Source organism: Winogradskyella sp. ECml5-4 (genome assembly GCF_036903175.1).
Lineage (GTDB): Bacteria > Bacteroidota > Bacteroidia > Flavobacteriales > Flavobacteriaceae > Winogradskyella > Winogradskyella damuponensis.
In genome coordinates this window covers 123432-138587 of the sequence record NZ_JAYJLF010000014.1, presented here as the reverse complement: position 1 = coordinate 138587, position 15156 = coordinate 123432, and the positions used below count along the sequence as shown (strand labels likewise).

Sequence of the window (15156 nt, the reverse complement as noted above, 5' to 3'; positions counted from 1 at the left end):
GATTTTCAATGTTGACGAAGTCTAAAGCTTCTGCGTGTATATTAACCTTACTCCTCTCTTTTGTCTTTTCTGATTTATCCTTAAATTTAATGAATTGTAAACTTAAGACGTGTATAATTAATTGCTTGGTTCTAGCCTACTTGCTAAAATTCCTGCGGAATTTTCTCGGGTTCGTAAAAGTTTGCTAATTTAGTTGCTTAACCACGCAACTAACTCATACACAAAACCGTTGGCATTAATTTGAAAAAAAATCGTATTATAAATGAAATATAATATTCGAAATTACATATTATGTGTTTTAATCACTCTGAATTTATCAAATTGCGGAAAAAATACAGATACGAAATCTGAAACTGGAACAGTATCTAAATCCAAAATAGAAATTAATAAATCGATTGAGAATTCAACTGAATTTATTTACTCAAGTGCCGACAAAATAGAAATCATTATAAACAATGACTTTGGATTTTTAGTCGTTGGAGAACCAACAGAAATATATCTCAAAAAAGAAAATTTATATAAAAAATTATCAAACTTAAAGGTTCAAAAAAATAAAAGCGTTGACTTGAATGGACCTGAAATAAACTCAAAAGGTTTAAAATTCGAATTAACTGCAACTGAAGAGAATCTCTTGGATGGAAATATAGAAATTCTATTAAGTGAACGAACTGATGATGGAGGAAATTTTACTCACAAACTTTTAATACCTGTAAAAAAGAAATTAGAATAAAAACTAATGCCAACAAAGAACTGAGTTAAAAAACAAGCAACTTATTCGCTACGGCTATTCATATTTCAACAACTTAAAAACGAGATTTAGGTCTCACAGAACTGAACGAAGTTTAAGTAGTAAGAGAGAGAGGATTAGCAATGTTGCCAAAGTCTAATGCTTCACCGTGTATAGTAACCTTAATGCTCTCTTTTGTTCTTTCTGATTATTAATTAAATTTAATGAATTACAAACTTAAGACGTGTATAATTAATTGCTTGGTCACTGCCGACTTACGAACATTCCTGCGGAATATTCTATCTGTGATTTATTTGCTAAATTAGGTGCTTAACCACGCAACTAACCATACACAAAACCGTTATGCCATATCGTTAACAACACTTTAACTTTATATTAGTAAAAATATATTTATTTTTAGTTTAATAACGTAGAAAATATGTTACTATATGGTATTTAGGATTGCCTGTCCAAAATCGGTTATGTGAAAACGACTACCGAAATAAAAGAAGAAGAAGTCGTCGAGCTTAAATAACAACAGTTTTACTTTATAGCGAAGTGAGTTAAGAAACATTCTTTAAATCGTCGCACGAAATTTTATATAAGCGACATAAATACTATGATAATGAACAAATTTGGAAAATATGTGCCATTTATGATATTAATTATGGCCGTTACGTTTAGGTTAACTGGTGGTATGTGGGCAACTGCTGGAGCTGGTGCACTGGAAGGTGGATTATCAGGTTCCGCAGGCGCTGGTATTAAAGAATTATTTTAGATATGAAAAATCTAATTCTATTATTATGTTTTATACCAATTTCAGTAATTGGTCAAGACCGTACATATTCTTTTCACTCTTTTAGCGATGGTGCTACGATCAACACAGTTTCTGACACATTATCGTTTGAAATTCTAAATGATAACTACAAAAATAGAGATTCAACATTTATAATGAATGATGAAAAGATATGTTTCATTGATGAAGACTTTGCTGTAACAAGAAAAAAACTTTTTCTAACAAACAAAAAATTTAAATTTAAAAAAAAGTTATTTTCGAATAAAACTAAAGTTATTGATTTAGAAACTGGGGTGTCTTTAATTGATTTTGAAGTTGATTTCAAAAATAATATGCTATATGCTTTTATTAATGAAGATATAAAATTTCAATACAATTCTAAAGAATGGAAGATTATAGAACATTTTGGTTTTTTCAAACAACTAAAGTATATTTATTTTAACAGCAATAATGAAGACGTAAAAGATAGTGTAATTATAGGATTAATAGCTGGACTTCTATAATTATTTTTACGATTTTAAACTGATTTAGTAGAGCGATTGATTAATAAATGAAATTCGATCGCTCTATTTTTATGTAAACAAAATACGGAGTCAAATATATACCGATAATTGACATGGCATAACAACGTATATAAAAAATAGCGCGAGTCGTTGCTAAAAAAAGGTTCTGTCATTTTTATGAAGTCGCCAAATTTTTAAATTTGACGATTTCCCAAAAATAAATAGTAAAATTTAAAAATTCGGCTTGTGTTTAATCCGAATAGATAACGCTTATTTTCAGCGCTACTTTTCATATACACAACCGTTAGCAAACATATGATCAAACCAACGAAAATTCTACTAACATTTATATTTCTACTTCTAATTAGTAGCTGTTCGAATAAAAATCAGATAGTGAAATTTGAAAAGATATTAGGAAAAGAAGATAGCGAAACTTTAACTTCAATTGTGACTGAATTTGAAAATGGATTTCTCAAGACTAATTATCCAAATTTAAACATAAAAAAAGCATACGCAGAATTTTTAATAGATATCGAATCTAAAAGAAAATTAAATTGGGCAAAACCAACCGAAATACAACTCAAAAAATTTAATCAAAGTAATTTAAAAAATGTAGTATATGGAATACCTGATTCTATTTGGATTGTGGATAATCAAAAAAAAACTCGAACTGAATATCGAGTTAGAAGAAAATATTTAAATACTAAAGGAGAATATAAAATTCGAACTTTAGAAGCAACTATTCCTAAAATTAATAATAACGATTCTCTAATAACAACACTTGAAAATTATTACGATATAAATTATTTCGGAAAATATCGAGAGGCATTGAATACTGCATCTAAAAAAAATAAATTCGTTCAAAAATATATTGAAAAGACTCAAGAAGTTGGAACGTTAAACATAAGACTGATAGCTGAAAAAATGACAAGTGCTAATTTAGACTTTGATGACTATTTCACAAAGCGTTTGATAATAACCGAAATTGTATATCGATTATAAAATACGTTTGCCAACAAAGAACTGAGTTAAAAAACAAGCAACTTTAAGCTAATTTTGAAACATAGTTTTCATCATAAGGCAATCCGATTTTTGCAATAGCAAAGGCCTGTTCAAGCAACTTATTCGCTACGGCTATTCATATTTCAACAACTTAAAAACGAGATTTAGGTCTCACAGAACTGAACGAAGTTTAAGTAGTAAGAGAGAGGATTAGCAATGTTGCCAAAGTCTAATGCTTCACCGTGTATAGTAACCTTAATGCTCTCTTTTGTTCTTTCTGATTATTAATTAAATTTAATAAATTACAAACTTAAGACGTGTATATTGCATTGCTGTAGCTAGCTAAAACGATGATCTTTGCGTACTTTTTACTATATTGTGATTGCGAAAAAAAAGCGTGTACTTGAACGCAACAAACCATTTACAAACACGTTAGCCACAAGCAAAAAACGATGCGAATAGCTTTAATCTTATTAATTGGAATACACGGAATTATCCATTTATTCGGGTTTCTTAAAGCATTTGGCATATCTGAATTTACGGCTATTTCACAACCAATTCCTAAAACTTTTGGATTAGTTTGGCTATTAACATTTCTTCTTTTTGCACTTGCAATCATTTTACTAATATTTCAGTCCAATTATTGGTGGTTAATTGGATTTTTAGCTGTAATTGCTTCACAGATTTTAATTTTAACCTATTGGTCTGACGCAAAATTTGGTACAATAGCAAACCTAATAATTCTCGTATCAGTAATAATAGCTTATTCAAATATTAGCTTTAAAAATAAGATTACAGAAGAACGGAAAAAACTGTTTGAAAACTCACAGACTGTTAGTGAAGAAGTAATTACCAAAGAGACCATTTCGGAATTACCTTCTATTGTACAAAAGTGGATGATTAATAGTGGAACAATCAGTAAACATCCGATTTCTAATGTGCATTTGACTCAAGAATTACAACTTAAATTAAGTCCCGACCAAGAAAATTGGAACAATGGAAAAGCCGAACAGTATTTTACGATAAATCCGCCAGCATTTAATTGGAACATTGATACAAAAATGAATTCAATTTTTAGCGTAGTTGGTCGAGATAAATTTGAAAGTGGAAATGGAGAAATGACAATAAAGCTATTATCGCTCATTTCTGTAGCAGATGCCAAAAACAGCCGTAAAGTTGACCAAGCAACCTTACAAAGGTATTTGGCAGAAATAGTTTGGTTTCCTTCAGCGGCTTTAAGTCCATACATAAAGTGGGACACTTTGAACGAATATTCCGCCAAAGCAACTATGGATTATAACGGAACAAAAGGTACGGGAGAATTCCACTTTGACGAAGAAGGAAACTTCAAAAGATTTGTAGCAATGCGTTATCAAGATTCAAATTCAGAACAACCAACCGAATGGACTGTTATTGCGACAAAAACAGAAGAACGAAATGAAATAAAAATACCTATCGAATGCGAAGCAAGTTGGAAATTGGAGAGTGGTAAATGGACTTGGTTAAAATTAAAAATTAAGGAAATCAAATACAACGTGAAAGAAATGCCAGATGGTTAGCAATATATAAAAACAATAGCGGTTTAATCGCTTAAACAAAAGTAAATAAATATAAAAAAGGCCTGTGTTTAACCGAAAAGTTAGTGCATAAAAATTCGCTACTATTCTTAAACTAGACGTTGGCAAACATTTGAAATGAGAAACTACACATTAATCTTTATCCTTTTATTTATCTCTCTAACTGGAAATTGTCAAGATGAAAAACTGAAAGAAATAAGAGCAAGTTATAGTCTTGGTGAGAAAACAAAAAAACTAATTGAACAAAATAAATTTTCAGAACTAAAATCTGATTTTGGACAAACTGCTAAATTAAATACTCTAATTTCATTAATCCAAAGCAAAAAAGCAAAGAGCGGAGAATATAAGTTAAGTACTGATATCTATTTTAATCCTGACATAAATAAATATGTGTATACGATTTACAGCTCTAAATGGATTAAAACAGAATCTGATTGGGGACTGAATGACTACTTATATATTGTTGAATTAATTATCGAGCATAACAACCCGAATAATGAACCAAGAGTCACTCGGAGAAGCATATTAGACCAAAATTCAGATTTAAAAAAATGGTGGCAATCATTAATGGACAGTTATAATAAACCAAAGTTTCAACGGAAAAAGTGGGCAGATGAATACAAACTCGTTCCACCACCACCTCCACCACCACAAACAACAGAATGGTTTAAAAAATAAAAACGATTTTCCAACACCGTATAGAATTAATAGCTAGTACTAACCTACTTACGAAATTGCTAACGCCAGTTCGCTTTGCTCGTGTCCATTCGGTTTTTATTTGTTAACTTAGTTACTTAACCACGTAGAAGTAAACCATACACTAAACCGTTGACAATAATACTTTTAAAAGAACTTCAATAATGAAAAAAATCAGATTAGTAATTTCGTTAATTCTTATTTCAAACTTATTATCAGCTCAGAATGAATCTGATATTACTCAATTTGATAAAGCGCTTAATCAATTTATTAATGTAAGAGATTTTTGTATTTCAAAAGATGGGAATGAAGCATTCTTTACGGTACAAAGTCCTAATCAAGACATTTCGCAACTTGCTTATATTAAAAAGAACAAAAATGCATGGTTAGAACCAGAATTATTACCGTTTTGTGATTCATATATGTATTTAGAGCCCTTTTTATCATATGATAATAAGCGACTATTCTTTGTATCTAATAGACCTTTAAATGATTCTATTAATAAGAAAAAGGATTTTGATATTTGGTATGTAGAAAGAACTAACAACGATGAGGCGTGGTCAAAACCTAAAAACCTTGGAAAACCAATTAATTCAGAATTAGACGAGTTTTATCCTTCTGTCAGTAAAAATGGAAATTTATATTTTACAATGGTATCGCCTGACGGTTTTGGAAAAGATGATATTTATTACTGTGAATGGAAAGGTGACAATTATTCAAATCCTATTTTATTAGATGAAAACATTAACAGTGCCGGCTATGAGTTTAATGCCTTTATTTCAGAAAAAGAAGATTTCATAATCTATTCAAAATATAAAGAAAAAGATGGTCAAGGAAGTGGGGATTTATATATTTCGAAGAAGGATACAAAAGGAAACTGGAAAAAGGCTGTAAATCTAGGAGTTCCGGTGAACACAAAGTATATGGAATATTGCCCATTTTATGATGAACAAAACCAAATTTTATATTTTACAAGCAAAAGAAATAATATACATCCAAGAAATTTCGATACTATTTCAGAATTTAGAAACTATATTAATGAAAGTAATAATGGCTTAAGTAAAATTTATAAGACCTCACTTAAAATAAAATAGTACTATTGCCAACAATGTATAAAAATAATAGCGGTTTAATTACTAAAACCAAAGTAAGTAAAAATAAAAAAGGTCTGTATTTAACTTAAAAATTAGCGTTTATAAAGCCACTACTATTCTTATACTAGACCTTTCTACACAAGTTAATGAAAACAAAGTTACATATATTCAAGACTGTTGCTAAACATCTAAGTTTTACAAAAGCTGCCGAGCAATTATATATTTCACAACCGGCCATATCCAAAGCAATTAAGAATTTAGAACAAGAATATAAAACAACATTTTTTGTTAGAAAAAGGAACTCTATTGAATTAACAATAGAAGGAAAATCATTCCTTATATATGTAAATAAAATATTAGCTATCTATTCTGAAATGGATGAGCAATTTCTACATAAAAATGAAACCTTTCCAGAGTTTATAAATTTTGGGGTAAGTACAACGTTATCCAATTATGTCATCCCAAAAGTAATTGCGAAGTTTAGAATGCAATTCCCTCAAACAAAATTTGATATAGTTAGTGATAATTCAGAAAATATTGAAAATTTAATTTTAAATGAGGAAATCGATTTTGGAATTACAGAAGGGAATTTTTCTAACCCAAAAATGCACTTTAAAAAATTTATAAAGGACGAAATTGTTCTTGTAACCAATGTTAATAATTCTTCATTTAAAAAAGGAAGTATTGATATAAAAGAGCTACAAAAAATTCCCATAATTGAACGTGAAAAAGGCTCTGGAACTAGAGAAATAATAGACCGTTTTTTAGTTAAAAATAACATCTCAAAACTCAATTGTGTAGTAACATTGAACAGTACCGAAGCTATTAAAAATTATTTATACAACTCTAACGATTATGCACTTCTTTCAATCAATGCTATTAATGATGATTTAATTAATAATAACCTCAAGATAATAGACATAAAAGGCTTGAGTATTGAAAGATGGTTTTATTTTGTTAAAAGAACAGGTTACCTTTCAAGTTCTTTGGAAAAATTTGAAAAATTCATTCGACTTAATCATAACTTTTAGTTATCTCTAATAGCAAATTAATTTGCTTACAGGCTATTCATTCAATCTACTTTTGTATCAAATAACACTAAATGATATGAAAGATATATTTTCAAAAACAGTTTACGTCCTTATAATTACCCTTGCGCTTTTAGGTGTATTAAACAGCCCAACTGCTTTGTTACTTGGTTTTGTATATACCGTTATTTTCAATAATCCGTTAAAAAAATACAGTCATAAAGCAATTCATTATTTTTTAAAAATTTCGGTTGTTGGATTAGGGTTTGGTATGTTTATTAAAGAAACTTTAGAAACAAGTAAAGAAGGATTGAGTTTAACCTTTTATTCAATACTTTTAACTGTCACTCTAGGTTTACTACTAACAAAACTTCTAAAGTTAGATTTAAAACTAGGTCACCTAATCGCATCTGGAACAGCAATTTGTGGCGGCAGTGCTATTGCAGCAATTTCTCCTGTTATTAAAGCTAAAAGTAAAACAATAAGTATTGCTTTAGGTATTGTTTTTCTATTAAATTCTATTGCCTTATTCGTGTTTCCTGCAATTGGACATTTTTTAAGTTTAACACAAGAACAATTCGGTTTATGGTGTGCAATTGCAATACACGATACAAGTTCTGTAGTTGGAGCTGCACTAGGTTATGGAGACGAAGCATTGAGAATTGCAACAACAGTAAAACTATCTAGAACTTTGTGGATCATCCCTTTATCCATTTTTTCAATGTTTTTATTCAAAACAAAAGGAGAAAGAATAAAAATCCCTTACTTTATTGTATTATTTATTATTGCAATAATAATTAATAGCTACCATATGTTACCAGAAACAACTACTAGCTTAATTGTATTAATGGCTAAACGTTTATTAATAATAACATTGTTTTTAGTAGGCTCAACCATATCTATAAAAGATTTGAAATCTACAGGAATGAAACCCATTGTATTAGCGCTGACTTTATGGATTTTTATTTCCTTTTTTTCATTAATTTATATCTTAAACTAAAGCCAGTGTAAAAACACCATGTATAATTAACTAACTGACGCTCGCCTTCTTACAAAAATCCTTACAGAATTTATATTCGGTTTTTATTTGTTAACTTACTCGCTTAACCACGCCACACCCAAGCGCAGCGAACAAACGAAATAAATCATACACAACAACCTTGGCTCTAATTAAAAAAAATTGATGACACCTAAACAGGAAGAAAGAATAAAAAATAAAATCAAGAAAATTAAACGTGACCTTCAAGCTGACAAAAAACATTGGGGCGGATTTTATCACGATGGTAGAGGATTAAGATATTTACCACCCGAATTATACTTAAAATTAGAGGATTTCACTGGTGCTTTACGATACTTCAATTGGTTCACAAAAAATTTCCCTGAAGACATTGGTCATCCAATCTTCCTTTTTGAATGGACAATTACTCTTTTTAAAACGAAAAGAATTGAACAAGCCGAAAAGAAAGCAATTCAAACTTTTGTATCTAATACTTATATTTTCGACAAATTTCTTCAAAAAGAATCTCTTCAATTCGAAAAATCTGAATCCTCAAATTGGCAGCTAGAACAACTAATTGAATACTTTAATTATACTATAAATCAAGAATATTTGATGGATTTCGGAAAATGGCTAGAGAGTTTTACTACCAGCAAAAAGTTTTATGACTTTGCAAATAGATTTATTGAATTGAGACAAAAATTGGAAAACGAACCTGTTGGAAATACGAGAACCGAACTTATTGAGATAGAAGAAGAATTAATAAAAAAATATACGAATTAAAACAACTACTCACAACACCGTGAATATTTAATTGCGATCTTCTTCCCTACTTGCTAAAATTCCTGCAGAATTTTAACGGGTTCGTAAATGTTTGCTAAATTAGGTGCTTAAACACGCAACTAACCAGACACAATCACGTTGGCTACAATTTAAGAACGAATAACTGACAAAATTTTGATAGTAAAAAATTTAGAGAAAATTGAATTTGATATAATTGTTGATTGCTTTTTAAAGTCTTTTGAAAATTATTATGTTAAGCTACCAACAGACAAAAACTATTATAAAAATAGATGGAGATTAGCAAAAGTTGATTATGCCTTGTCCTATGGAATGTTTGATGACGAAAAATTAGTTGGATTTATAATTAACGCCATAGATAAACGAAATGGAGAAAAAATAGCCTTTAATACCGGAACAGGTGTACTTCCAGAATATAGAGGGAGAAGAATCGTTAAATCGATGTACGATTTTGCTATACCAGATTTAAAAATAAATGGAGTTACAAAATGTTCATTAGAGGTAATCATTGAAAATACTAAAGCAATAAAATCTTATCAAAGTATTGGATTCGAAATTTGTAAAACATTTAATTGCTTCAGTGGAGAAATTAAATTAATCTCAAATGCTAAAATTGAGATGAATAAAGTTGACTATAATACTTTTGATTGGGGAAAATTACCTAATCAAAATTTATATTCTTGGGATTTTAACTTAGAAGTAATTAAAAACGGAGATTACGATTACTATCAAATTACAAAGGATAATTTTATTGAGTCTTTTTTTGTTGTAAACACCAAAAATGAATATTTAGCACAATTTGAGATTTTAAAAGAAAGTGATGGCTGTTGGAATAGATTATTTAAAGGGATAAAAGAAGTATCAAACTCAATAAAAATAATAAATGTTGATACAAGATTAAAGGAGAAAATAAATTTCATCAGTTCAATTGGATTATCGAATACTGTTAATCAATATGAAATGGAAATGAATATATAAACTGTAGCCAACAAAGAACTATGGTAAAAACAAACAAGGTACTGCTACTACCTATATACATTTCAAAACTGCAATACCCACCACTATCTTTAGCATTTAAAACATACAAAGCCCCATCTACCGCTTGGTAAAACCGCACACCAAGCACACAAAGCTGAGTGCCAAGACCACTAGGTAAAGAATCCGGTTCTAAAACCACTGTAGAAACCGTAGAAGAACCATCCAAAACCAAAGGAGGAGCCAAATGTAGCACATAATCCAAACCATCAAAATCAAAATCCTACACACCATACGTCAGCTCAATATGGGTAGCACCAGCCACAAAGCCCACCTCCGCCATATCAAAATCAGTAATAGTCAAAGCCATACCAACGTTAGAAATCCTCATCGAAAAAGGTAAAACCTGCCGTACAACACAAGCTGGAGTATAGTTAAACGCGGTTAACAATTGAGGACCATAAGCATGCCCTACCCCATTCACAACACGGCGTTCCCCACGTTTATGCGTCGGATACAAAACTTTCAACCGCATAAACAAGCCCATCAACCGACTATGAAAATGCGTAAACTTGTACCCCTTATAAAAAGGACCTAAAGCAGATCTAAACGCTTTATTAACCACAGAACAATGCCCAAACTCAGTAGCGTTTTCACGCACATGCTTCATACTAGACTTCGTTTGTATTGCTTTTCTTGTAAATCTACACCCGCTTTTCGGGCAATAGGCTTACCATTCATAATAAAAATTAATACCATTCAACGTCCCTATTAAAGGGATAATACCGCGCTGTTGTGCCACAATATCTAATTTTAATCTAAACACCTATAAGACAGCAATATACAAAATCCTACAATACAGGTTATAGCGTGGTTATGCTGTGCTTATAACAGGCTTAAAACAAGCTTATAGCATGGCAGAAAAAACAGACTTAGGGATTACTCTAATAAATCCATCAGAAGTCACAGCCAATCCCCCTAGAAATGTTCCAATAACACATGCCATTTACAGCTGCTAATTTTTGTATCTTTCCACTGCATTATTTAAAAATTAAAGCCCCAACAACACAATGAAAATCCTATACATACATGGTTTAAATGGAAGTTTAAGCCTCGAAAAAAGAGCTCTACTAGAACCTTATGGAGAGGTGTTTGCCCCAGCCATAGATTACCAATCAGACACACACGCTATTGCGAGTATAAGCACAGCTTTTAAAGCAATGGGAATTAATATCGTCATAGGAAGCAGTATGGGTGGCTTTACAGGCTATTACGTCTCAAACATAATGCAATGCCCTGCCCTATTATTTAATCCCGCCCTAGCCAAGAGATCTGTCCCACAGAACATCCCTGAAATAAAAAACAACTCAAGCCGTTTGAAGCAAATCGTTTTAGGCACACAAGATGATGTCGTAAACCCTAAACAAACCCTTAAGTTTCTATCTGAGACGCTCATAGATCATCCGGAATATAAAATACATATTCATAACCATTTAGCACATCGCATCCCCTTAGACGTCTTTAAAGAAGAAATACAACTGTTTTTTAAATCCTTATAATTTAAAACCTAAACACTAACATAACAAAAGGGTAAGCACAGCGTCTATTTTCCGATACAATATGTAATTTACCTTATATTTATTGGGGTTAGAGCATTTGGGCAACAAATAGGATACAAAAAACACCTAAAAAGGGTAAATTAAGGGCAATCATTAATAAATTCAATTACGAATATAGCATAAAAAAACCACTCATAAAGAGTGGTTTCATACATAAAAACATCAACCGTTAATTAGCTGTTCCAGAGCCTAAATAAACGCTGTTTGACACGGTATTACCTTCAGCAGTAATAAATGCCATAAAAAGCTCGACTGTATCACCTGCATAGGTACTTGGAATTGTAATGATTTGTGATCCTACAGTTCTATCAGCACCATCAAGAATATACATTGATTCTTTTTTACTTGGATTGTAAACTAAAATCATTGCTTTATCAGTTGCATTTGCATTACCTTCAGCAGAGTTATCATCCCAAGTAAATTCTACTTGTCCCGCAGTTGCTAAATCTGTTGCAGGGTTCAAAGCTCCAGATAGATTACCTCTACTTAATAAAGCTAAAGAATAATCTACAGTAAAGTTTGGCGCAGCTCCTGTAATCGCATTATTCAATACATAAGACATTGCTGCATTAAACTCTGTTTTTTGAACCGCATAAGATTTATACCCTTTCTTGATAAAACCTAAATTCGGTTGAAGATACTCCAAAGTAACAGTAAACTTATTTCTTTGGTTAACTTGTCCTTCAGTTCGTGGATTTGCCACATTTGAAGGCTTAATTCTCAAATAGTCAATACCTTTCCAAGAAGCACCAACTACGTTTCCTACTTTACCTGATACACCGCCCAGGATTCCTTGTGAAATAACACCCATTGTATATAAAATTTAAAATTAATACTTGTTCGAAGTTGGTACGGACTTGGTACGGTCTTTAACCAACACAAGTAATATATGGCAAATACTATGCTAATAGATTGATTTGGTTTTTGTTGCCCTTTGTTGCCCGATTTTGCTTTTTAGAAAATAGATTTTGTATGTATGACACTTTTAAATCTGCCATTTTTGAAATTACTTTTTGAAGTTCAGCTTCTTTTTTACAAATAGTTGAAACTATATTAATATGCTTTTGTAACTGAAATTCATCACTTAACAACGAGGTGTAACTGTTTTTTAAGGTGTTTCGGCAATCATCTATTGAGATAAACGGAATAACACTCCCTTTTAAATAATAAGCATAAAAACCGCCTATTTGTAACATCATAGATAAATGGTAAAGGGTTTGTTTTTCTTCTTCGGTTGATGTAGATACCACAAAACAATTAGGACAAGGATTTATTAAAGGCTTTCCGCTGTTTTGCCCTTTGTTTAGGATAAAAAAATGAGGGTTTGAGTAAGTTCTTCCGATTTGGTGTGTTTTTAGTTCAAAAGTTGACATAGCTATCCAATTTAAAATTGCTTCGCTACGCTTCGCACCATTAATTTTTTAAAAGAAAAAGAATAAAAAAAGAAAGCCTAATGCTCTTGTGGCGTGGATAAGGCTGTCAAGGTTTTTGGATAAAAGTTTTTTGAGGTTAAATGTTTAATCATTTTGAAAAATGCTTTTGAAAAAAGTTTTATTCAAAACCCGTAGGGCTTGACCTTTATAGCCTTGCGCGTTGGCTGTGGTAGCCACATATATTTGCTACCTTTTTTTATTTATTGACTGTTCTTCTAAAACATCTAAAATATCTTGTTTTTTGTATAAGATTCTGTTGCCCATACGAATTGGATTTAAAATGCCGTGTTTATTCCAAGAATGTATTGTTACTAAACTTATTCTTAAATAATCGGCTACTTCTTGTCTTGTTAGTAATTCATCATTTTTTGATTTTGATAGTTCTTTAAGGTAATCTTCAATTTTAAACAATAATTTATCTGCTACCTTATCCGCTAATTCATCAACTTTGACTTCTGTAATTTGGATTGTTTTTGTAATCATATTGAAATGTATTTAATTAATTGAACAACACTTTTTGGGGCATAAACTCTTAAAAAAATAGGTTATTTCCAATTTGAGCTTGGGATGAAGCGTTTGTATGTGTAGCGTTTTAAATAGTTGTTTGATAAAACAGCATTTAAACAAGCTACTTATACAGGACTTTTAGACAATAGCTTTTTGTTTTTTTGACCTCTCGACTGGCGCTCGAGACAGGGCGAGCGAGAAAAAGCAATATGCTATGTCGTATTACTGCATTTTATTAACCTATTTTTTTATAACCGCTGACTTGGGTGGTGGGGAAAAGTGGACTTTTATATTTGTTAACGAAATGAAACAAACAAAGACTTGAGGTAAGGAATACTTGGATATTTCGTCAAGCTCAATACAGGCTTAGCGATGGTTTTGTGCAGCTTGAATGAGATAACGAATATAATACTTAACTAATTCAACCTTTTAAATTTACGACTGTTTAATGCTTTTCCAAAATAACATTATATGTTCGAATTTGTGCGGATGGTGTGTGGATATTTTACATAATGACAGTTATAGGCACGAAAATATAATAAAACGCCGTAGGCAACCATTGAAAGGATTTTTGCTCCTATAACTACGCATTATGTAACTTAGCTTTGGGTTGGTTTTGTGGCGGAATAGTTGTTTTGAGCGTTGGCAATAGCTCTTTGCTTTTTTATTGTACTAATTTATTAAAATAGATACTTTTAAATAAAACAAGCAATGTGCTATTATAGCGTTGGCTACAACTATTGTGACATAAAACCAACTATGTGTGGCGCGCGGAACAACACAAAAAACAGAGGATTTTGAGGCACGAAAAAACTGGGTTTTGGGTTGTGGGGAATAAAAAAGAGCCTTTCTAAAAAGACTCTTAAATTATTGGCTTAATGGTCGTGATTTGAATGGTCTTCCGATTTCATTTCACCTGACTGATTCATCATCATTTCGTGGTCGTATTGACAACAACCTGGTAAGTTTTTATAGGCTTCTTCACTACCTGCAACTTTTTCGGTGTCGTAACCTGAAGCTGCTATTGCTTTATGAATTGCCATTGCATCTGTTTTGGTATCATCAAAAGAGACATCAATCTTCTTTTTATCGACATCCCAATTGGCACTTGCAACACCTTCAACACTATTGGCTGCTTTTTCAATGGTACTTTTACACATACCACAATTTCCTCTTACTCCAAAGGATAAATCTGTCATTGCGATTTCTTTTGACACTTCTGTTGCTGTAGTATCTTCAACTTTTTTAGTTTCGTTTTTACAACTTGTTAAACCTAATGCTGCTATTGCAACTACACTTAAAATTACTTTTTTACTCACGTCGATTACATTATCGTTTTTGTGTTCGTGATTTTTCTTTAAAAAATTCATTGTTTAAAATTTAATTGTTATTATTTGATTT

The 15156-nt window shown here is 31.1% G+C and carries 18 protein-coding genes; 12 read left to right on the top strand and 6 right to left on the bottom strand.

Annotation, left to right across the window (positions count from 1 at the left end):
• Positions 1 to 262: 262 nt before the first annotated feature.
• The 11 genes from VDP25_RS14605 (at position 263) to VDP25_RS14555 (ending at position 10199) form a co-directional block, all read left to right on the top strand.
• The gene (locus tag VDP25_RS14605) at positions 263 to 730 is read left to right on the top strand and encodes a hypothetical protein (protein WP_334471014.1); all 468 of its coding nucleotides are present in this window, start codon (positions 263 to 265) and stop codon (positions 728 to 730) included.
• Positions 731 to 1352: 622 nt separating this feature from the next.
• Positions 1353 to 1505, top strand: a complete 153-nt coding sequence (locus VDP25_RS14600) for a hypothetical protein (RefSeq protein WP_334471012.1) — start codon at positions 1353 to 1355, stop codon at positions 1503 to 1505.
• 2 nt (positions 1506 to 1507) lie between these two features.
• Positions 1508 to 2026, top strand: coding sequence for a hypothetical protein (locus tag VDP25_RS14595; protein WP_334471010.1), 519 nt, complete (start codon positions 1508 to 1510; stop codon positions 2024 to 2026).
• A gap of 393 nt (positions 2027 to 2419) precedes the next feature.
• Positions 2420 to 3028 carry a hypothetical protein gene (locus VDP25_RS14590; RefSeq protein WP_334471008.1) on the top strand — a complete coding sequence of 203 codons (609 nt, stop codon included), beginning with the start codon at positions 2420 to 2422 and terminating at the stop codon, positions 3026 to 3028.
• 452 nt (positions 3029 to 3480) lie between these two features.
• Entirely contained in the window at positions 3481 to 4587 is a 1107-nt protein-coding gene (locus tag VDP25_RS14585; protein WP_334471006.1) for a DUF6920 family protein, read from the top strand.
• 135 nt (positions 4588 to 4722) lie between these two features.
• On the top strand, positions 4723 to 5283 hold the full coding sequence (locus VDP25_RS14580) for a hypothetical protein (RefSeq protein ID WP_334471004.1): 561 nt from the start codon (positions 4723 to 4725) through the stop codon (positions 5281 to 5283).
• A gap of 182 nt (positions 5284 to 5465) precedes the next feature.
• Positions 5466 to 6395: a hypothetical protein gene (locus VDP25_RS14575; RefSeq protein ID WP_334471002.1), complete on the top strand. Its 930-nt coding sequence runs from the start codon at positions 5466 to 5468 to the stop codon at positions 6393 to 6395.
• Between the two features lie 146 nt (positions 6396 to 6541).
• Entirely contained in the window at positions 6542 to 7426 is an 885-nt protein-coding gene (locus tag VDP25_RS14570) for a LysR family transcriptional regulator (RefSeq protein ID WP_334471000.1), read from the top strand.
• A 76-nt stretch (positions 7427 to 7502) separates the two neighbouring features.
• Positions 7503 to 8423 (top strand): YeiH family protein, encoded by a 921-nt coding sequence (locus VDP25_RS14565; protein ID WP_334470998.1) that lies wholly within the window; start codon positions 7503 to 7505, stop codon positions 8421 to 8423.
• 183 nt (positions 8424 to 8606) lie between these two features.
• On the top strand, positions 8607 to 9203 hold the full coding sequence (locus VDP25_RS14560) for a hypothetical protein (protein ID WP_334470996.1): 597 nt from the start codon (positions 8607 to 8609) through the stop codon (positions 9201 to 9203).
• Between the two features lie 174 nt (positions 9204 to 9377).
• Positions 9378 to 10199, top strand: coding sequence for a GNAT family N-acetyltransferase (locus VDP25_RS14555; protein ID WP_334470994.1), 822 nt, complete (start codon positions 9378 to 9380; stop codon positions 10197 to 10199).
• Here the strand turns inward: VDP25_RS14555 and VDP25_RS14550 are convergent.
• Both VDP25_RS14550 and VDP25_RS14545 read right to left on the bottom strand, forming a co-directional pair.
• Positions 10168 to 10461 (bottom strand): hypothetical protein, encoded by a 294-nt coding sequence (locus tag VDP25_RS14550; protein WP_334470992.1) that lies wholly within the window; start codon positions 10459 to 10461, stop codon positions 10168 to 10170. The two genes, VDP25_RS14555 and VDP25_RS14550, sit on opposite strands and share 32 nt — an antisense overlap.
• A gap of 18 nt (positions 10462 to 10479) precedes the next feature.
• Entirely contained in the window at positions 10480 to 10866 is a 387-nt protein-coding gene (locus VDP25_RS14545) for a hypothetical protein (RefSeq protein WP_334470990.1), read from the bottom strand.
• 400 nt (positions 10867 to 11266) lie between these two features.
• Here VDP25_RS14545 and VDP25_RS14540 point away from each other — a divergent pair, with 400 nt between their 5' ends.
• Entirely contained in the window at positions 11267 to 11755 is a 489-nt protein-coding gene (locus tag VDP25_RS14540; RefSeq protein WP_334470988.1) for a YqiA/YcfP family alpha/beta fold hydrolase, read from the top strand.
• Positions 11756 to 11984: 229 nt separating this feature from the next.
• On the opposite strand, the gene VDP25_RS14535 is transcribed toward VDP25_RS14540, so the two are convergent.
• From VDP25_RS14535 to VDP25_RS14520, 4 genes are all read right to left on the bottom strand, one after another.
• Entirely contained in the window at positions 11985 to 12626 is a 642-nt protein-coding gene (locus tag VDP25_RS14535) for a DUF6266 family protein (protein ID WP_092468868.1), read from the bottom strand.
• An 88-nt stretch (positions 12627 to 12714) separates the two neighbouring features.
• Positions 12715 to 13188: a DUF6943 family protein gene (locus VDP25_RS14530; protein ID WP_092468866.1), complete on the bottom strand. Its 474-nt coding sequence runs from the start codon at positions 13186 to 13188 to the stop codon at positions 12715 to 12717.
• Positions 13189 to 13434: 246 nt separating this feature from the next.
• Complete coding sequence (locus VDP25_RS14525; RefSeq protein ID WP_092468864.1) at positions 13435 to 13731, bottom strand: helix-turn-helix domain-containing protein; 297 nt, start codon at positions 13729 to 13731, stop codon at positions 13435 to 13437.
• Between the two features lie 899 nt (positions 13732 to 14630).
• The gene (locus VDP25_RS14520) at positions 14631 to 15125 is read right to left on the bottom strand and encodes a heavy-metal-associated domain-containing protein (protein ID WP_092468862.1); all 495 of its coding nucleotides are present in this window, start codon (positions 15123 to 15125) and stop codon (positions 14631 to 14633) included.
• Positions 15126 to 15156: the final 31 nt, after the last annotated feature.